Below are 18,843 nucleotides of genomic sequence, written 5' to 3' on the forward strand. Positions count from 1 at the left end.
GCCTTTAAAATTAAAAGGAATCGTATATAAAAGATTATGGTTCCTATAAAAGAAGCACTTACCTTTGATGACGTTACATTAGCTCCGAAGTACTCGGAGATTTTACCATCTGAAGTAAATACATCAGTAAATTTAACAAAAAATTTAAAACTTAAAATCCCACTTTTATCTTCTGCTATGGACACTGTAACAGAAAGCAATATGGCAATAGCAATTGGTAAAGCTGGAGGAATTGGAGTTATTCACAGAAATTTAGATATCCAAAAACAAATATTAGAAATTAAAAAAGTAAAAAAACAAAAATTATTAGTTGGTGCAGCTGTTGGAGCATCAATTGCTGAATTTGATAGAGCAAAAGCAATTCTTAAAGAAGGAGTTGATTTAATCGTAGTAGATACTGCCCACGGTCATACTAAAAAAGTAGGAGAAATAGTTAAATTTATAAAAAAAATAAAAGATAAGAACATCGCTTTATGTGCTGGAAATATTGCAACACCTGAAGCAGCAAAATTTTTAATTAATTTAGGGGTTGATATTATTAAAGTTGGTATTGGACCAGGATCAATCTGTACAACAAGGTTAGTTGCTGGAATAGGTGTTCCACAGTTAAGTGCAATTTTATCTGTAAGAAATGGACTTAAAAATAAAAATGTAAAAATAATTTCTGATGGTGGAATAAAATATTCCGGCGATTTGGCAAAAGCTTTTGCTGCAGGAGCAGACGCAGTTATGATAGGTTCTTTATTTGCAGGTACAGATGAAACTCCAGGCAAACTAATTAAAAAAAAAGGAAAATTATTTAAAAGTTTTAGAGGTATGGGATCAGTAGGAGCTATGAACAAAGGTTCAGCAGATAGATATTTTCAAACTAAGCAAAAAGATACATCTAAATATGTTCCAGAAGGAGTTGAAGGTTTTGTGAAATACAAAGGAGATGTTGGTAGCATTATATTTAAATTAATCGGTGGCCTTAAATCATCTATGGGTTATCTTGGCTCAAAAGAAATTGTCAAATTGAGAAATAAACCACAATTTGTTAAAATTACTAAAGCTGGATTTTATGAAAGTATGGTTCATAATGTAGATGTAATCAAAAATGATAGTAAATATTAATGAATAAAATTTTGAAATTTATTTCACTGTTTGTTTTAATTGTTTTGTTTCAATCTAATTCTTTTTCAAAGGAAAATTTTTTTAATGAAGCAATTAAATTATATGAAAAAGAAAAATATGAGGATGCAAGATTTTTATTTGAGAGAAATATTGTATTTAATCCAAAGGATGCAAATTCATATTTATATTTAGCAAAAATTTATAATCATGAAGAAGATCAAAGAAAAGAAGAATACAACTTAGAAACTACTCTATTAATTGATCCTCAAAATGAAGAAGCTATTTTAATGCTAATGAAAATTGCGCTTGAAAAATCTAATTACGATAAAGTTAAAGAATTATCTGAAACATTTGTTCAAGTATGTAACTCATTATGTGATGAAAATAATGAAATTTTAGAGTCTTTAAAAAACTTAGAACCAAGTAATGAGTCTTGATAATAGCCTTAACAAAATCTTAATTGTAGATTTTGGTTCACAATTTACTCAATTGATAGCTAGAAGAATAAGAGAACTGGGTGTTTTCTCAGATATCGTGAGTCATAAAAAAATTAAACTTAATCAAATTAATCAAAGCGTAAAAGGTATAATTTTATCAGGGGGTCCACTGAATGTTTATCAAATTAATAAGTATTCATTTGATAAGAAAATTTTGGAATTAAATATTCCTGTTCTTGGCATTTGTTTTGGTCATCAAATATTATCTAAACTTAATGGGGGCAGAGTTAAACAATCAAAGCATCGTGAATTTGGTTTAGCAAATGTAATAAAAAAAAATAATAGTCTTTTAACAAATAATTTTTTTGGTACCAAAAAATCTAAAGTGGTCTGGATGAGCCACGCTGATCAAGTATCTAAATTACCTAAAAATTTTAAAGTAATTGCTTCAAGCTCAAATTCAAAATTTGCAATTGTAGAAAATAAAATCAAAAATTATTATGGTGTCCAGTTTCATCCAGAGGTAACCCATACAGAGAACGGAAAAAAATTGATTAGTAATTTTATTTTTCTTATTTGTAAAATTAAGAAAAATTGGTCTTCAAAAGATCAAAAGAGACAATTAATTAAAGATGTCAGAGCTCAAGTTGGAGATAATAAAGTAATTTGTGCATTATCTGGTGGTGTAGATAGTAGTGTGGTTGCTCAATTATTGAATAAAGCAATAGGTAAAAAACTATATTGTATTTTTGTAAACACTGGATTGCTCAGAAAAAACGAAGAAGTTCAAGTTGTTCAAACATTTAAAAAAAGATTAAAAATGAATTTAATCTATGTAAATGCTGAAAAAGAATTTTTAAGTAAATTAAAAAATGTTTCTGATCCAGAGAGAAAAAGAAAAATAATAGGCAATCTATTCATCAAAATTTTTGAAAGGTATGCAAAAAAAATAAAAAATGTAAAATTTTTAGCACAAGGTACGTTGTACCCAGATTTAATTGAAAGTAAGTCTGTTACAGGGAGCCAAACTTCTAAAATAAAGTCTCACCATAATGTGGGTGGTTTACCTAAAAAAATGAACTTAAAGTTAGTAGAGCCATTAAAATTTCTATTTAAAGATGAAGTTAGAAAATTAGGTTTAGAGCTAAATTTAAGTCATGAAATAATTTCACGACATCCATTTCCTGGTCCAGGTCTAGCAATCAGAATGCCTGGTATTATTACCAATGAAAAAATCAAAATTTTAAAAGAAGCTGATTATTATTTTATTCAGGGTTTAAGAGATCATGGACTTTACCATAAAATTTGGCAAGCATATGCAGCTTTACTTCCAGTAAAAACAGTTGGAGTTATGGGTGATAATAGAACATATGAATATTTATGTTTACTTAGAGCAATTACCTCAGAAGATGGAATGACTGCAGACTTTTATGAATTTAAAAAATCATTTATGCAAACTATTTCTAACAAAATTGTTAATAGCATAAGAGGAATTAATAGAGTTGTGTATGATATTACTTCTAAGCCTCCAAGTACTATTGAATTAGAGTAATTTTAATTATAAAAACATCTTATGAAATATTTACATACAATGATTAGAATTAAAGATGTAGATGAATCTTTAAGATTTTTCTGTGAAGGTCTTGGGCTAAAAGAAACAAGAAGAATGGAAAATGAAAAAGGAAGATTCACTTTAATTTTTCTTGCAGCTCCTAAAGATGAAAAAGCAGAAATTGAGTTAACTTACAATTGGGATGGAGATGAGCTAGGCGAAGGTTCTAGAAATTTTGGTCATCTTGCATATAGAGTAGATAATATTTATGAAACATGTCAAAGATTAATGGATATGGGTTACACTATAAATAGACCACCAAGAGATGGTCATATGGCATTTGTTAGATCACCTGATAAAATTTCAATAGAAATACTACAAGAAGGAAACTTAGAGCCTAAAGAGCCTTGGGCTTCAATGGAAAATACCGGCTCTTGGTAAGTCGATGAACAAAAAGATTTCAGATTTTATAAAGAAAAAAAATAAAACTAAATTAGTAACCTTAACTGCTTATTCTAAAAATATTGCATCAGTTTTAGATAATTATTGTGATCTAATTTTAGTAGGGGATTCACTGGGATCAGTTTTATATAATTATAAATCTACTAGAGAAGTAACTTTAAATACTATGATTGAACACTCCAAAAGTGTTCGTATGGGTATTAAAAAAAGTTTAATGATTGTCGACATGCCTCATAACACTTATCGAAATCCTAAAGAGGCATTGAAAAATGCAAAATTAATTATGAAAAAAACTAAATGTGACGGGGTCAAATTAGAGGGAGGAAAGAAAATTATAAATACAATTAAAACCTTAGTTAAAAATAATATTCCTGTAATGGGCCATATAGGAGTTTTACCTCAGTCTGATAAAACATTTAAATTTAAAGGTAAGAAACAAAGTGAAAAAGAAAATATTATGAGAGATGCAAAGTTACTTGAAGAAGCTGGTTCATTTTGTATGGTTTTAGAGTGTGTTCAAACGTCATTAGCAAAACAAGTAACTAAAAGAATTAATGTTCCAACAATTGGGATAGGCGCGTCCAATAATTGTGATGGTCAGATTTTGGTATTTGATGATTTAATAGGTTTAAATCCAATCAAATTTAGATTTGTTAAGAAATATGCTAATATAAAGACAGAAATATCAAAAGCAGTCTCTAAATACGCAAGTGAAGTTAAAACAAGAAAATTCCCCTCAAAAAAATACTCTTTTAATTAAAAGTATTTTTTAAATTCCTCGTTAATATTGAGTATCTCAAGATCTACCAAACCACCTATAATTAATTGTAGACCAACAACTAAAATAAATATTAAACCAATGTATGCTATCCAGATATGTTTTTGAATATAATTAGCCATATAAGTAGCTAATGCACCTGTAAGAACGACCGATAGTACAAGACCAAAAATCATATAGCCAAAATATCCTTGAGCTGCAGCAACAACTCCTATGACATTGTCAAAACTAATCATTAGATCAGCAAATAGTACTTTACCTATACTATTTATGTACGACGGTTGTTTTGTTTTTTTAATTGAAGGTTTTATATTTTTAATATCAACAAGGTCTTTTCTTAAATCATTAACTATCCAAACTAACAACAACCCACCTAAAATTTTTATAAAATAAAATTCAAATAAAAAAGTAGCAAAGATTGCAAAAAAGATTTTAAATACAAATGCTCCAATTACACCCCACAAGATAATTTGTTTTCTATTTTTAGGTACAAAGTTTGATGCAATAGAACCAACGATCACTGCATTATCTGCAGTTAAGATAATAGTAATAAAAATAATTTGGGTTAGAATTATGAGCTCTTCAATCAAGATGTCTAATTATTATTTCAATTTAACAAGATTGCAATCAAAAGAATAAAAAAAGGCGGTCAAAGAATTTGACCGCCTTAATAATTGTATTTTTATTAAATTATCTTTCAGACCAAGTAGGCATAGGATATTTTAACTCACAAGCTGCTAATTCAAATGGATATACAGTACAATATTTTCCATTTTGAACTTGCATTAAAATACCTCTAGTCTTTTCATTTTGACCATCTGCACCAAATTTAATTCCTCTGTAAGGAACAATTAAAGACTCAGATGACATATCTAGATTAACTAGAGCTTGTCTGATTTTCTCAGGATCTGTTGATCCAGCATTATTAATTGCATTAGCTAAAGCCATAAAACCTGTAAATGCTCTTGCAGGCACATCTGATAAATCTCTTCCACCAGAGTGTGTTTTAAACAAGTCGTTTACAGTTCCAATCATAGGAATGGTTTTTGCTAAGTCAGTGTTAAAAGGAGATCTTGTGATCACGCCTTCTGCTTTGCTTCCCATTGTGTCTATGAATTTAGGATCTGTATAACCAGCGTTTTGAGCAACTAAAAGTTTAGGGTTATAATCAAGCTCTTTTGCAGTATTTAAAAATAAATATGCATCAGCTGTATAAGATGAAGGCAATAAAACATCTGGGTTTTTCGCTTTCAATCTTTGTACTTCAGAACTTAAAGTTGTTGTTTTAGCTTTGTAGCTAATTTTCTCTACAACATCATAACCTTGTTCTTTAGCCATTTTGTCTTGAGTTCCGCCACTGTCAGCACCCCACAATGTATCTTCATGAATAATACCTAGTGTCTTTAACTTATTACTATTCTTTTTGTTAAAGTCATTCATGAATTCAAACATAAGCTGAGTGAACTCACCATCGTGTGGAGTAACTCTGAAGAAGTATTTAAATCCTCTTGTTGTTAATTTTGGAGAAGTAGACTCACCGTTTACCCAAGGTATTCCTGCTCTCTCAGATACTTGACTAGCAGCACCGGTTACTGATGAGTAGTAAGCTCCAAACATTGCGTGAACTTTGTCAGAATTTAACATTTTTTCAGTTTCACCGACACCGATATCTGGTTTTCCACCGTGGTCTCCAACAACGATAGATATTTTACCGCCGCCTAATCCTTTTAATCCAGCATCTTTTGCAAGTGGCATGCCAGGAATGTTATGACTGTTATTGATGATATCTAAAGCTGTTTTAACTGCTGCAACAGCATCTTTACCAACCTGTGCAACAGGTCCAGTAAGTGGATAAAGTACTCCAATCTTTACATCTTCTGCGTAACTAATTGCTGGCGCAGATACTAATGAAAAAAAAGTAAATACTGTAAGAATTAATTTTCTCATTTTTTTCCCTCTTGTTTAATTTTTAAATTTCTAACTTAATACTATTCAGTTGATCAATTCAATGGTTTAGTTTTTTTATTTTATCAATGCTAAAGAAGTATTTGTTTAATATATACATTCTTTATATATACTTTAAAAATAAACCAAATGACTTCTGAAATTATAATTCAAGCTATAGTCACAGGATTAATGATGGGATTAATCTATGCATTAATCGCAGCAGGCTTAAGTTTAATTTTTGGATTAATGGAAATTGTTAACTTTGCTCATGGAGAGCATTTAATGTTGTCTATGTTTTCATCATTTTGGCTTTGGTCTTTATTTGGTTTAGATCCACTGTTTTCAATTCCAATTACTATACTTTTGTTGGCATTTTGTGGAATTGTTACTCATTATTTTTTAATTCGATACATCTTAAAAGCAAAAATGCTTATCCAAATTTGTGCAACATTTGGATTGTCTATTTTTATTAGATCGATCGCTCAATTATTATGGACACCAGATTTTAGAAACGTTGATAAACCTTTATTAGAGGGGCGTATTGAAATTGGATCTGTGTTTATTGGTCAACCCCAATTATATGCAAGTCTTGTTTGTTTAGTTGCATTTTTTGGTTTGTATTGGTTTGTAACAAAAACAGAAACTGGATTAGCTCTGCAAGCAACAGCTCAAGATAGACATGCGGCAGAAATTTTAGGTATTCCATCAAACAAAATGTTTGCAATTGGTTGGGCGATTGGACTTGGTTGTGTAGGAGTAGCTGGTGGAATGATGGCAAACTATTTTTTTATTTTTACTGATGTTGGTATTAATTTTGCATTATTTGCTTTTGTTGCTGTGGCTCTAGGAGGTTTTGGAAGTATTATTGGATGTTTATATGCTGGTATAATTATCGGATTAGTAGAATCTTTAGGTGGATTACTGATCGATCCATCATTTAAACTTTTATATGTATTTGCAATTTATCTTTTAGTTGTGATTTATAAACCTCAAGGTTTGTTTGGTAGGTATTAATGGATAGTAAGTTAGCAATTGCAAAATCAGAACCAATTTGGAATACAAATAATAGAGTAATATCAATTATTGCTGGTTTAATTATACTTTTGTTTGCACTGCCGCTTTTTGGGATGAATTCATTTTATCTCCATTTATTTATTATGATTTTCATGCATGCAGTTATGGCTCAGTCTTGGAATGTAATTGCAGGTTTTTCTGGTCAAATTAGTTTAGGTCATGGAGCGTTTTTTGGCATTGGTGCTTATGCAACCTCATTTTTTTATATGGAGTACGGAATAACACCTTGGATAAGTATATTTTTTGGTATGTTTGTTTCAGGAATTTTTGCTGTGTTAATTGGTATACCAATGCTCAGGTTAAGTGGTCACTACTTTGCAATTGCTACTTTATTAATTGGTATAAGTTTCCAAGTAGTTTTTCAAAGATGGGATTTAGTAGGAGCTGCATCAGGACTGTGGGTGACAATGACACCAGAAGACTCATGGTCTGCATTGCAATTTCATAGCAGTAAAGCTCCATATTATTATGTTTTTTTAATATTCTTTTTAATCACATTCTTTTTAGTCTGGTTACTTAGTAGATCAAAACTTGGTTACAGATTAAGAGCAGTGAGAGATGATCCACAAGCAGCATTAAGTTTATGTATCAATGTTTCAAATTATAAAATTATAGCTTATGTGATTTCAGCAATGATCATGGCTCCAATGGGTAGCTTGTTTGCACAATATATTTTAATTATTGATCCAGACAGAGTTTTTAATATTGAGATATCAATTATAGTTTTATTAATCACAGTACTAGGTGGAATTGGAAATGTTTGGGGTCCAATTATAGGTGCTGCAATACTTGTACCAATTTCAGAATATTCAAGAATTTATTTAGGAGGTACCGGTGGTGCTGTTGATTTAATTTTTTATGGTTTGATTTTAATGATTATTTGCATTTTTAGACCAAATGGTCTGATCTCATTTATTCCTAAAGATATTTTAGAAAGAAAAAAACAACGATGAAAATTTTAACAGTTGAAAATCTGAGTAAATCTTTTGGTGGAATCCATGCAAATAGAGATATTTCTTTTGATGTTGAAGAAGGATCTATTTTAGGAGTGATAGGACCTAATGGTGCTGGTAAATCTACTTTATTTGATTTGATTACTGGCTTTACAAAACCAGACACTGGAAAAGTTAAATTTTTTGATAAAAATATTTTTGGAATTAGCCCTGATAAAATAAGTAACCTTGGAGTAGGTAGAACTTTTCAAAAACTAAAACCATTTGCAGATCAAACATTGCTTGAAAATGTTATGATAGGAGCGTTTGTTAAAGAGAAAAATATTAAAAGAGCAAGAGATAGAGCTTTAGAAATTATTGACTTTGTAGATCTGATTGAAAAAAGACATCACTTTGCAAAAGAGTTATCAACTGGACAGAGAAAAAGATTAGAAATGGCTAGAGCTATGGCTATTGATCCCAAATTACTTTTGATGGATGAAGTAACAGGAGGTGTGGATCAAAAAACTATTCCTGGACTTGTTGAACTTGTTAAAAAATTAAAAAAAACTGGTGTAACGATTATTACAATTGAACATAATATTAATATTATTATGGAAATTTCAGACAATGTTCTTGCTTTAGATCAAGGAAAACGAATTGCATTTGGTGAACCAAAAGAAATTCAAAATAATAAACAGGTAATAGATGCTTATCTAGGAACATTTGATGCTGCTTGATGTAAAAAATATTGATGTTTTGTATGATGATTTTCAGGTTATCTGGGATGTTTCAATTAACGTAAATAAAGCAGAAATGGTTGCGCTATTAGGACCAAATGGGTCTGGTAAAAGTACTGTTTTAAATACTATTAGTAATCTTGTTGAACATAAAAAAGGTTCTATTACTTTTGATAATACTTTAATTTCAAATATTCCAACTTATAAAAGAACTGAGTTAGGAATTTCACATGTACTTGAAAGAAGAAGGGTTTTTCCACATCTTACTGTTAAACAAAATCTTTTATTGGGTGCTTGGCATCCAAAAGCAAAAGAAGAGTTAACAAATTCATTAAACAAAGTTTACAAGATATTTCCAAAGCTAGAAACTAGATCTGATCAGTTAGCAAAAACAATGTCTGGAGGTGAGCAACAAATGCTAGCTATAGCAAGAGGAATGATGGGTTTACCTAAACTTTTAATGGTTGATGAACCTTTTTTAGGTCTATCACCAATGGTTATGAAAGACTTAATTAAGATATTTAAAAATATTGTTGCAGAAGGTATTTCAATTTTATTTGTAGAGCAAAATGTAAGATTAGCTCTAAGTATGGCGGACAGAGGCTATGTTTTAGAAAGTGGTAGATTAGTCATCGATGGTAAATCAGAAGATCTAATTGATAATGAGAAAGTGACTAAAGTTTTTTTAGGAAATTAATTAAAAAGCAGCAAGATCGTTATTTAGTTTATCTGTTATAAGCATTTTACCTGGACTGTGAGTGATACAAAAATCAGGTTTTGAATTTTCTAAAACAGATTGAGGAGTAACACCACACGCCCAAAATACAGGAATTTCGTTGTTCTTTATTGTTCTAGGTGGATCACCATATTCAGGTTTCATTATATCTTTAATTCCAATTTCGTCTGGATTACCAACATGTACTGGTGCACCATGCACAGCTGGAAATCTGGAACTTATTTGAATTGATCTAATTGTATCCTTTGAACTTAAGGGTCTCATAGACACAACTAGTTTTCCAGAAAATTGTCCAGCAGGTTCACAGTCTATTGAAGTTTTATACATTGGAACAATAGTATTGTTTTCTATGTGTTGAATTGGAATACCGGCTTCAATTAAAGGCAGCTCAAAAGACATTGAACATCCTAGAACAAAAGTTGTTAAATCTTCATTCCAATATTTTTTAATATCATATGGCTCATCAACTAATTTTCCTTTTTCCCATACTCTATATTGAGGAACATCAGTTCTAATATCAATATCACCAAGATCTTTTAATGAAGGATCTCCTTTAGTACCAAATCCAATTAATGGACAAGGTTTTGGATTTTTTTGACAGAAAGAAGCAAAGTCCATTGCATATTTGCTTGGTAAGATACAAAGATTTCCTTGAACATACTTATTAGCAGTACCCGCAGTTTGTTCTTTGTAATTATTTTCTCTTATAACTTTTCTTGCTTCTAATGGATTTTGAATATCTAGCATTAAATTAGTATTTAGATTTCTTAGTTCCTTTGATTATTTCTTTTAACTCGTTATATTCTTCACAGTTACAAGTTTTTAATACTTTAAGTCTTTCTTTAGCCAAATCCATTCTATTTGTAGCAACATAAAGTTCTCCAAGATATTCATTAATACCTTTATGGTTTGGATCAATTTCTAGACCTAAAAGATAATATTTTTCTCCATTTTCATAATCTCCTAGTTTTCTAGTTGTAAATCCTAAATAGTTTAACGTATCTGCTTGAAGTGGTTTCTTCTTATTTGATTTAATAAGCAAAGGTAAAGCCTTTTCATATCTCTTTTTGGCTTTTTCTAGTTTACCTTTTTTTTCATATTTTTTTGCAACTTTGATATGAGTTACAGCCTTATCATAATCAGATTTCACTTTGCTTGTACTATCTGTACCTGCAGCTATTAGGTTTGTTGAGAACAATGTTAATACAATTATTAAGAATATTTTTTTTATCATTATAAAAATTTCTCCATTTGGCTTAAAGGTTTTAAGTTTAGTCCATTTTCAATTAAATTTTCTCTAATTGATCTTGCGGTAGCAAGTGAACTTTCATTGTCACCATGTATGCACACAGAGTCGATTTCACAAGGTATTTGCTTTCCACTGTGACAATTCAGTGCCTGATTTTTTACCATGCTCAACACATGTTTTTTAGCTTTTTCAGGGTCAGTAATTAATGCATGTGGTTTTTTTCTAGAAACTAAATTTCCATCATCTTCATAGGTTCTATCTGCAAAAATTTCACAAGCAATTTTCATATCTAATTTTTTAGCTGCTTGTTCCATTTTAGAGCCAGTAGGTACTAAATAAATCAAATCTTTACTTATTTCATTGATTGCTTTTGCTAAAGTAGTTGCTAGATCAATATCCTCACACGCCATATTATTTAATGCTCCATGTGGTTTTATATGAGTTACATTTTCTCCATGATCTTGAGCAATCTTTTGTAAAATTTCATATTGATCAATAATTAATTTTCTAACTTCTTCAGGTGCCAGGTTCATTCTTTGTCTTCCAAAATTTTCTGGGTCATTGAATGATGGATGAGCACCAATGCTTACACCGTTTTTTTTTGATATTTGAACCACTTGGTTCATAGATTCTTCATCACCGGCGTGAAATCCACATGCAACGTTAGCAGAATTTACTATATCGAGTAAATCTGGATCATATTTATTTGAATGGTGTTTTGATTTTTCACCTAAATCACAATTTATATTAATTTCCATAGTTCTATTTGTTGAAGTATAACATGCCATGATAAAAAATATATCAAATCTTGGTGACGCAGCTGTTTATTGCGACTTTGGTGTAGAGGTAAATAAATCAGTTAACTCTGAGGTAATAAAATATTTTAAAGCTTTAAAAAAAGAGAATGTTCAAAGTATAAATAATCTTACTCCTTCTTATAATAAATTAATTGTTTCTTACGACCTTAGAAAAACAAACTTTAAAGAAGTTAAAAAATTAATTGAAAATTTAAATATTAATGAAACTCAAGATAACAATAGCACTAAAATAGAAATTCCTGTTTGTTGTGATGATCAATTTTCTCTTGATATAAAAAGATTAGAAGAAAAATTAAATATCAGTCGAGATAAAATTTTAGAAAATTTTTTTAGTAAGGAATATTTTTGTTATATGACAGGATTTATCGCTGGTATGCCATTTTTAGGTGATTTGGATGAAAATATGAGAGTACCAAGATTAGAAACACCAAGAGTAAAAGTCCCAAAAGGATCAGTAGCTTTAACTGAACAATTTGCAAATATTTATACATTTGAAAGCCCTGGTGGATGGAACATACTTGGTAATACACCTGTAGATGTTTTTGATAATTCAAAAGAGGTTGAGCCAAATTTAATAAATCCTGGCGACATAGTAGTTTTTAAACAAATAAATCTTGAAAAATATAATAGCTATAATGACAAATAATTTCGAAATTATAAGAGCTGGAGTAAATACAACCTTTCAAGACCAAGGAAGAAATAATTTATATCATATAGGAATTCCATTTAGCGGAGCAATGGACAATAGAAATTATAGTTTAGCTAACAAGCTGGTAGGTAATAAATTAAATTCACCAGTTATAGAATTTGCATACCAAGGACCACATTTAAAATATTCTGGAGATAAAATTAATATAGTAGTCACTGGCGATATTGTTTTTAAAATTATTAAAAATGGCACAGAAATTGATGGTAATTGTTATGAGAGTTATCAAATCGAAAGTGGAGATGAAATCAATCTTATCTCAACAAATAAATCAGTTTATGGCTATTTAGCAGTTGGTGGAGAATTAGATTTAAAATTTCAATGGAATAGTTGTTCGATAAATACCAAGGCAAAAATTGGATCAAATAATGGAAAAAAATTAGAGAACGGTCAAAAAATAAATATATTAAATATTAATTCAGACCAAAGTAAAAAAAAGACTAATTATATAAATTCTAAAGTTGAAAATATTAGAGTAATAAAAGGACCAAACTTTGATTATTTTTCTGATGAAGGAAAAAAGATATTTTTTGAAAAAGAATTTTCTGTATCAAAACTTTCAGATAGAATGGGAATGAGATTAGAAGGTCCAAAAATTGAAAATATTGTAAATACCAATATTAAATCAGAAGGTTTGTTAAAAGGAGTCATCCAAGTACCAGCAGATGGAAACCCAATTATTATGCTTTCAGACCATGGTACTATTGGAGGATATCCAAAAATTGGTGTGGTAGCTAGTGTTGATTATGATCGATTGGTACAAATATCACCTGGCTCAAAAATCAAATTTAAAGAGATAAATTTATCTGATGCTGAAACTTTATTTAAATTGTATGAGATGGATACTCAGAACTTACTAAATCAAATATAATGAATATTATTAGAAAACTTCCAGGGCCTTTTTTAATTTTCTTAGGTGCGTGTAGTCTTAGTTTTGGAGGTTTGATTGTTAAGTCATTTGAAGGAGCAACTCTTTGGCAAATATTATTTTGGAGAACAGTATTTTTCTTAGTTGTTATTAGCTTGTACTTAGCTTTAACTTATAAAAAACAAGTATTTAGATCCTTTTATAATTTAGGATTTCCTGGTTTCTTTGGTGGATTTATTTTATCACTTGGTTTTAGTGGTTATGTATTTGCGATGTATAACACAACAGTTGCTAATGCTAATTTTATTATTCAAACACAAACAATTTTCTTAGCAATATTTGGTTACTTTTTTTTAAAAGAAAAAATTTCAGCAATAACTCTTACTTCAATAATTCTTGCAATTTCAGGAATACTTTTAATGGTTGGGAGTTCTTTATCTCCAGGCCAAATGTCTGGAAATATTGCAGCTTTCATAATGCCAATTTCATTTGCTACATTAATTTTAGTAGTAAGAAAATATCCAACTGTTGATATGGTTCCTGCTCAATTTGTTGCAGGTGTTTTTGCGTTGTTAATCGGTTATTTAATGTCAGAAAAAATAATGATATCTCCAAACGATATCTTTTTAGGATTTTTAGCTGGGTTTTTACAATTAGGATTAGGTTTTATATTTATTACTATCGGTGCTCAACGAACACCATCAGCAATGGTTGGAATCATAATGTTAACTGAAGCTGTACTAGGTCCTTTATGGGCGTGGTTGTTTATAAATGAACAACCACCTTTTATTGTTATAATTGGAGGAACAATAGTTATTTTTGCAGTTTTACTTCAATTTTACAATTTATATACCTCAGAAAAATAAAGCGATCTAATAACATTTGACATTAAACAGTATTTATTAGAATATTTGTTAACGGGAGAGATCACAAACTTTGTGACACCGAAGGAGCAACCGCCCAGGAAACTCTCAGGTAAAAGGACCGTATTATATTAACTCTGGAAAGAGATTGAGTTCTCGCCGAAGGAGTAAAACTCTCAGGCAAAAATACAGATGGGTACTAAAGAGTTAGTATGGGAAAAAAAACATCATTAAATAAACTTCATCAAGATAACCAAGCTAAATTTGTGGAATTTGCTGGATATGAAATGCCCATACAATACAGTAAAGGAATTGTTGAAGAGCATAAATTTACAAGATCAAATGCAGGTATTTTTGATGTGTCTCATATGGGTCAATTATTTATCCATGGTGGAGAGGACTTAACTGCTGATCTTGAAAAAATTTTTCCACTTGATTTAAAAAATTTGAAACAAAACTGTTCTAAATATAGTTTTTTATTGAACGATAGTGCTGGAATTCATGACGATTTGATAATCACTAAAATTGAAAAAGGATATTTAATTATTTTAAACGCAGCCTGCAAAGATAATGATTTTAAAATTTTATCAGATTTACTGAAGAGTAAATATGAAATGGTTCTTGATGATCAAAGAGCATTAATTGCAATCCAAGGTCCAAAGTCAGTTGAGATTTTAAACAATACAATAGAAGGTGTTGAAAAACTTAATTTTATGACAGGGAACTGGTTTGATTATAAAGATCAGAAAGTTTTTGTAACAAGATCTGGTTACACAGGAGAGGATGGTTTTGAAGTATCTATTAATAACGATTTAGCTGAAGGCTTTACTCAAAATTTGATGGAAAAAGGAGCACAACTTATAGGACTTGGGGCAAGAGATACCTTGAGATTAGAGGCTGGATTGTGCTTATATGGTCATGAACTTGATACAGAAAAAACACCAATTGAAGCTAATTTAAAGTGGGCAATTTCTAAAGAGAGAATTTCAAAAGGTGGATTTATTGGTTCTGATAAAATTATGAAAGAAATACAAGAGGGTACCTCTAAAATTAGAATTGGGATTAAGCCAGAAGGAAGATTGATTGCTAGAGAAAAAACTAAAATCTTTGATGAGTCAGAAAAACTTATTGGCGAGGTTACCAGTGGGACTTTTGGCCCAAGTGTAAATGGCCCAATAGCAATGGGCTACATTGATAAAGAATTTTCTAAAGTTGATACAAAAGTTTTACTAGAAGTAAGAGGGAAAAAACATCCTGCAAGTGTTTGTGGGTTACCATTTTATAAAAAAAGTTACGTGAAAGGAGCAAACTAATGAGTGAAGTTAAATTTTCAAAAGAGCACGAGTGGATTACAGTGGAAGGCGATGTTGCTACCATTGGAATTACAAAACATGCAACAGAAATGTTAGGAGATATTGTTTTTGCTGAGTTACCTGAAAAAGGTTCAAGCGTTGAAAAAGATGGCACAGCAGGGGTAGTTGAGTCAACTAAAGCTGCAAGTGATGTTTATACTCCAGTAAGTGGCGAAGTAGTAGATACTAACCAAGCTATAGTAGATGATCCTGCTAAAATAAATGAAGACCCTGAGGGATCAGCTTGGTTTTTCAAACTTAAACTAAAAGATAGTTCAGAAATGGATAGTTTAATGAACAAAGAAGAATATGATAAATTTGCAAAGGAGAGTGCTAGCTAATGTTACATAACTCACAAAAAGACTTTTTAAAAAGACACATTGGGCCTTCAGAGGAAGATCAAAATAAAATGTTGAAGGAGCTTAATTATAATTCATTAGATGATTTAATAAAAAGTACAGTTCCAGAAAAGATACAATTGAAAGATGGATTAAATATAGGAGAGTCTAATTCTGAGTATGAAGCATTAAGAAAACTGAAGGCGATTTCAAAAAAAAATCAAATTTATTCAAATTTTATTGGTATGGGTTACTATGGAACTTACACTCCATATGTGATTTTAAGAAATATTCTAGAAAATCCAGGTTGGTATACTTCTTACACTCCTTATCAGCCAGAAGTAGCACAAGGAAGATTGGAAATGCTTCTAAACTTCCAACAAATGATTGTTGATTTCACAGGTATGGATATTGCAAATGCATCGTTGCTTGATGAAGGAACAGCAGCTGCAGAAGCTATGGGACTAAGTCATAGATTAAACAAAAAAGATAGCAATTTAGTTTTTGTTTCAGAAAATTGTCATCCACAAACAATTGATGTAATTCAAACAAGAGCAGAACCAATGGGATTAAAAGTACTTGTTGGTAATGAAGATAAAGTGTTAGATCAACTTAAAGAGGATTTAGTTTGTGGAATTCTCCATTATCCTGGAACTTTAGGAGACATTAAAGATCCAAGTGAAGCGATCAGCAAAATCCATAAAAAAAATGGAAAAGCTGTATTAGTCTCTGATTTATTAGCTTTAGCGCTACTTAAAACACCAAGAGAATTAGGCGCAGATATTGCAGTTGGAAGTTCTCAAAGGTTTGGAATTCCAATGGGTTATGGTGGACCTCACGCAGCTTTCTTTGCAACTAAAGATGAGTTTAAAAGGTCTATGCCAGGAAGAATTATTGGTGTGTCAGTAGATAGACATGGAAATAAAGCTTACAGACTATCACTTCAAACAAGAGAACAACATATTAGAAGAGATAAAGCTACAAGTAACATTTGCACTGCTCAAGCATTGTTAGCAATTGTTTCTGCCGCATATGCAATTTACCATGGACCAGATGGAATAAAAACTATTGCAGAACGAGTATCACAATTAGCTAAAAATTTTGCAGATAAATTAAAACAATCTGGATATGAAATTTATTCAGATCATTTCTTTGATACAGTTACAATTGTAACAAAAGATAAAACTGATCAAATCTATAAAAATGCTTTAGATCAAAAAGTAAACATTAGAAGAGTAAATTCTGAAATGTTGGCAGTTTCTTTTGATGAAAAGAAAAATGTTTATAGAGCAAATCAATTGTTGAAAATTTTTAATGCAGCTGAGTCGATTAAAAAAGAAGATCCGACAGTAAGCTTACCAAATTTACCAAAAAATTTATTAAGAACTTCAAAATATTTAGAGCATCCTGTGTTTAATTTATATCATTCAGAAACAGAGATGCTTAGATATTTAAAAAAATTAGAAGATAAAGATATAGCTCTTAACAGAACAATGATTGCACTTGGCTCATGTACTATGAAATTAAATGCTACTGCAGAAATGATACCTATTTCATGGAGAGAGTTAGCTGAACCTCATCCGTTTGTACCAGTAGAACAGATGGAAGGGTATAGAGCATTATTCACTGATCTTAAAAATTGGTTAAGATCAATTACAGGTTTTTCTGGAGTTTCACTTCAACCAAATGCAGGTGCTCAAGGAGAATATGCTGGATTAATGGTTATTAGAAAATACCATTTAGATAGAGGAGAAGAAAACAGGAATATATGTTTAATTCCAAGCTCAGCACATGGAACAAATCCTGCTAGTGCACAAATGGTTGGAATGAAAGTTGTAGTTGTTGATTGTGACAAAGAAGGAAATGTTGATTTTGAAGATTTGAAGAAAAAAGCAGAAGCACATTCTGAAAATCTTGGAGCATTAATGGTTACATATCCTTCTACTCACGGAGTATTTGAAGAAAAAATTACAGATATCTGTGAACTGATACACAAACACGGTGGTCAAGTTTATATGGATGGTGCAAACTTAAATGCACTTGTTGGAATAGCAAGACCTGGAAATTTTGGTCCTGATGTTTGTCATATAAACTTACATAAAACATTCTGTATTCCACACGGTGGTGGCGGACCAGGGATGGGACCAATTGCATGTAAAAGACATTTGCAAGTTTATTTACCTAATCATCCAGTTGTTAAAGATTGTGGACCCGCTACAGGAATAGGAGCAGTTTCAGCAGCCCCTTGGGGAAGCTCAAGTATTTTATCAATTTCTTGGATGTATATTAAAATGATGGGTTCTGAAGGTTTAAAACTAGCTACACAAGTCGCCATCTTAAATGCAAATTATATAGCTCATAGACTTAAAGATCATTTCCCAATTTTGTACAAAGGCTCAAATGGAAATGTTGCTCATGAATGTATTATTGATATTAGATCAATTAAGAGTGAGACAGGTATTACTGAGGAGGATATTGCTAAAAGATTGATCGATTATGGTTTCCATGCACCTACAATGTCTTGGCCAGTTGCAGGAACTATGATGATAGAGCCAACAGAGAGCGAGAGCTTATCTGAGCTTGATAGATTTTGCGATACTTTAATAAATATCAAATCTGAAATAGATAAGATCAATTCTGGTGAGTTTGATAAAGTAGACAATCCTATTAAGAACGCTCCTCATACGGACATAGAACTTGCTTCAGATGAGTGGGATCATAAATATTCAAGAGAGCAAGCTGCTTATCCTGCTAAGTTCTTAAAAACAAATAAATTTTGGCCACCAGTTGCAAGAGTGGACAATGTTTATGGAGATAAGAATATCTTTTGTACTTGTCCAAGTATGGATGAGTTTAAAGAAGACGCGGCATAATCATT

At 30.7% G+C, this 18,843-nt stretch carries 20 protein-coding genes and 1 riboswitch; of the genes, 15 read left to right on the plus strand and 5 right to left on the minus strand.

The annotated features are described in order from the left end of the window. Window positions 1–36 precede the first annotated feature (36 nt). The 5 genes from guaB to panB are packed head-to-tail and all read left to right on the plus strand — an operon-like array spanning window position 37 to window position 4,324. A complete protein-coding gene (gene guaB / locus ACTTBO_RS02905) occupies window positions 37–1,113 on the plus strand; it encodes an IMP dehydrogenase (protein WP_440656327.1) in 1,077 nt (358 codons plus the stop codon). Continuing rightward, window positions 1,113–1,550, plus strand: coding sequence for a tetratricopeptide repeat protein (locus tag ACTTBO_RS02910; RefSeq protein WP_440656328.1), 438 nt, complete (start codon window positions 1,113–1,115; stop codon window positions 1,548–1,550). The genes guaB and ACTTBO_RS02910 overlap by 1 nt, the downstream gene beginning before the upstream one ends. After that, window positions 1,540–3,102, plus strand: coding sequence for a glutamine-hydrolyzing GMP synthase (guaA, locus tag ACTTBO_RS02915; protein WP_440656329.1), 1,563 nt, complete (start codon window positions 1,540–1,542; stop codon window positions 3,100–3,102). The genes ACTTBO_RS02910 and guaA overlap by 11 nt, the downstream gene beginning before the upstream one ends. 21 nt (window positions 3,103–3,123) lie before the next feature. Then, window positions 3,124–3,543 carry a VOC family protein gene (locus ACTTBO_RS02920; protein WP_440656330.1) on the plus strand — a complete coding sequence of 140 codons (420 nt, stop codon included), beginning with the start codon at window positions 3,124–3,126 and terminating at the stop codon, window positions 3,541–3,543. Between the two features lie 4 nt (window positions 3,544–3,547). Then, window positions 3,548–4,324, plus strand: coding sequence for a 3-methyl-2-oxobutanoate hydroxymethyltransferase (gene panB / locus ACTTBO_RS02925; protein ID WP_440656331.1), 777 nt, complete (start codon window positions 3,548–3,550; stop codon window positions 4,322–4,324). Here the strand turns inward: panB and ACTTBO_RS02930 are convergent. Further along, window positions 4,321–4,932 (minus strand): YjbE family putative metal transport protein, encoded by a 612-nt coding sequence (locus ACTTBO_RS02930; RefSeq protein WP_440656332.1) that lies wholly within the window; start codon window positions 4,930–4,932, stop codon window positions 4,321–4,323. The genes panB and ACTTBO_RS02930 overlap by 4 nt on opposite strands. Before the next feature lie 100 nt (window positions 4,933–5,032). Continuing rightward, the gene (locus ACTTBO_RS02935; protein ID WP_440656333.1) at window positions 5,033–6,289 is read right to left on the minus strand and encodes an ABC transporter substrate-binding protein; all 1,257 of its coding nucleotides are present in this window, start codon (window positions 6,287–6,289) and stop codon (window positions 5,033–5,035) included. 147 nt (window positions 6,290–6,436) lie between these two features. Here ACTTBO_RS02935 and ACTTBO_RS02940 point away from each other — a divergent pair, with 147 nt between their 5' ends. From ACTTBO_RS02940 to ACTTBO_RS02955, 4 genes are read left to right on the plus strand one after another with little or no spacing between them, the layout of a single operon-like run. Then, window positions 6,437–7,303 carry a branched-chain amino acid ABC transporter permease gene (locus ACTTBO_RS02940; protein WP_440635302.1) on the plus strand — a complete coding sequence of 289 codons (867 nt, stop codon included), beginning with the start codon at window positions 6,437–6,439 and terminating at the stop codon, window positions 7,301–7,303. After that, window positions 7,303–8,316 (plus strand): branched-chain amino acid ABC transporter permease, encoded by a 1,014-nt coding sequence (locus ACTTBO_RS02945; protein ID WP_440656334.1) that lies wholly within the window; start codon window positions 7,303–7,305, stop codon window positions 8,314–8,316. Before ACTTBO_RS02940 ends, ACTTBO_RS02945 begins: the two co-directional genes overlap by 1 nt. Continuing rightward, a complete protein-coding gene (locus ACTTBO_RS02950) occupies window positions 8,313–9,035 on the plus strand; it encodes an ABC transporter ATP-binding protein (RefSeq protein ID WP_440656335.1) in 723 nt (240 codons plus the stop codon). The genes ACTTBO_RS02945 and ACTTBO_RS02950 overlap by 4 nt, the downstream gene beginning before the upstream one ends. Next, window positions 9,025–9,732, plus strand: coding sequence for an ABC transporter ATP-binding protein (locus ACTTBO_RS02955; protein WP_440618726.1), 708 nt, complete (start codon window positions 9,025–9,027; stop codon window positions 9,730–9,732). The genes ACTTBO_RS02950 and ACTTBO_RS02955 overlap by 11 nt, the downstream gene beginning before the upstream one ends. On the opposite strand, the gene ACTTBO_RS02960 is transcribed toward ACTTBO_RS02955, so the two are convergent. From ACTTBO_RS02960 to ACTTBO_RS02970, 3 genes are read right to left on the minus strand one after another with little or no spacing between them, the layout of a single operon-like run. Continuing rightward, on the minus strand, window positions 9,733–10,518 hold the full coding sequence (locus ACTTBO_RS02960; RefSeq protein WP_440656336.1) for a putative hydro-lyase: 786 nt from the start codon (window positions 10,516–10,518) through the stop codon (window positions 9,733–9,735). It lies immediately after the preceding gene. A 4-nt stretch (window positions 10,519–10,522) separates the two neighbouring features. Further along, entirely contained in the window at window positions 10,523–11,005 is a 483-nt protein-coding gene (locus tag ACTTBO_RS02965; RefSeq protein ID WP_440656337.1) for a tetratricopeptide repeat protein, read from the minus strand. Continuing rightward, the gene (locus tag ACTTBO_RS02970) at window positions 11,005–11,778 is read right to left on the minus strand and encodes a 5-oxoprolinase subunit PxpA (protein WP_440656338.1); all 774 of its coding nucleotides are present in this window, start codon (window positions 11,776–11,778) and stop codon (window positions 11,005–11,007) included. The genes ACTTBO_RS02965 and ACTTBO_RS02970 overlap by 1 nt, the downstream gene beginning before the upstream one ends. A 28-nt stretch (window positions 11,779–11,806) precedes the next feature. On the opposite strand from ACTTBO_RS02970, the gene ACTTBO_RS02975 reads away from it, so the two are divergent. The 6 genes from ACTTBO_RS02975 to gcvP all read left to right on the plus strand — a co-directional run bounded on the left by ACTTBO_RS02975 (window position 11,807) and on the right by gcvP (window position 18,838). Then, the gene (locus ACTTBO_RS02975) at window positions 11,807–12,484 is read left to right on the plus strand and encodes an allophanate hydrolase subunit 1 (protein WP_440656339.1); all 678 of its coding nucleotides are present in this window, start codon (window positions 11,807–11,809) and stop codon (window positions 12,482–12,484) included. Further along, window positions 12,474–13,415, plus strand: a complete 942-nt coding sequence (locus ACTTBO_RS02980; protein WP_440656340.1) for a biotin-dependent carboxyltransferase family protein — start codon at window positions 12,474–12,476, stop codon at window positions 13,413–13,415. Before ACTTBO_RS02975 ends, ACTTBO_RS02980 begins: the two co-directional genes overlap by 11 nt. Beyond that, entirely contained in the window at window positions 13,415–14,278 is an 864-nt protein-coding gene (locus tag ACTTBO_RS02985; protein ID WP_440656341.1) for a DMT family transporter, read from the plus strand. Before ACTTBO_RS02980 ends, ACTTBO_RS02985 begins: the two co-directional genes overlap by 1 nt. A 41-nt stretch (window positions 14,279–14,319) precedes the next feature. After that, window positions 14,320–14,409: riboswitch (glycine riboswitch) on the plus strand. A 78-nt stretch (window positions 14,410–14,487) separates the two neighbouring features. Further along, a complete protein-coding gene (gene gcvT, locus ACTTBO_RS02990; RefSeq protein WP_440656342.1) occupies window positions 14,488–15,588 on the plus strand; it encodes a glycine cleavage system aminomethyltransferase GcvT in 1,101 nt (366 codons plus the stop codon). Continuing rightward, window positions 15,588–15,968: a glycine cleavage system protein GcvH gene (gcvH, locus tag ACTTBO_RS02995; protein WP_262589607.1), complete on the plus strand. Its 381-nt coding sequence runs from the start codon at window positions 15,588–15,590 to the stop codon at window positions 15,966–15,968. The genes gcvT and gcvH overlap by 1 nt, the downstream gene beginning before the upstream one ends. Continuing rightward, on the plus strand, window positions 15,968–18,838 hold the full coding sequence (gcvP, locus tag ACTTBO_RS03000; RefSeq protein WP_440656343.1) for an aminomethyl-transferring glycine dehydrogenase: 2,871 nt from the start codon (window positions 15,968–15,970) through the stop codon (window positions 18,836–18,838). The genes gcvH and gcvP overlap by 1 nt, the downstream gene beginning before the upstream one ends. Window positions 18,839–18,843: the final 5 nt, after the last annotated feature.

This window comes from Candidatus Pelagibacter sp. HIMB1509, assembly GCF_052047855.1.
GTDB lineage: Bacteria > Pseudomonadota > Alphaproteobacteria > Pelagibacterales > Pelagibacteraceae > Pelagibacter.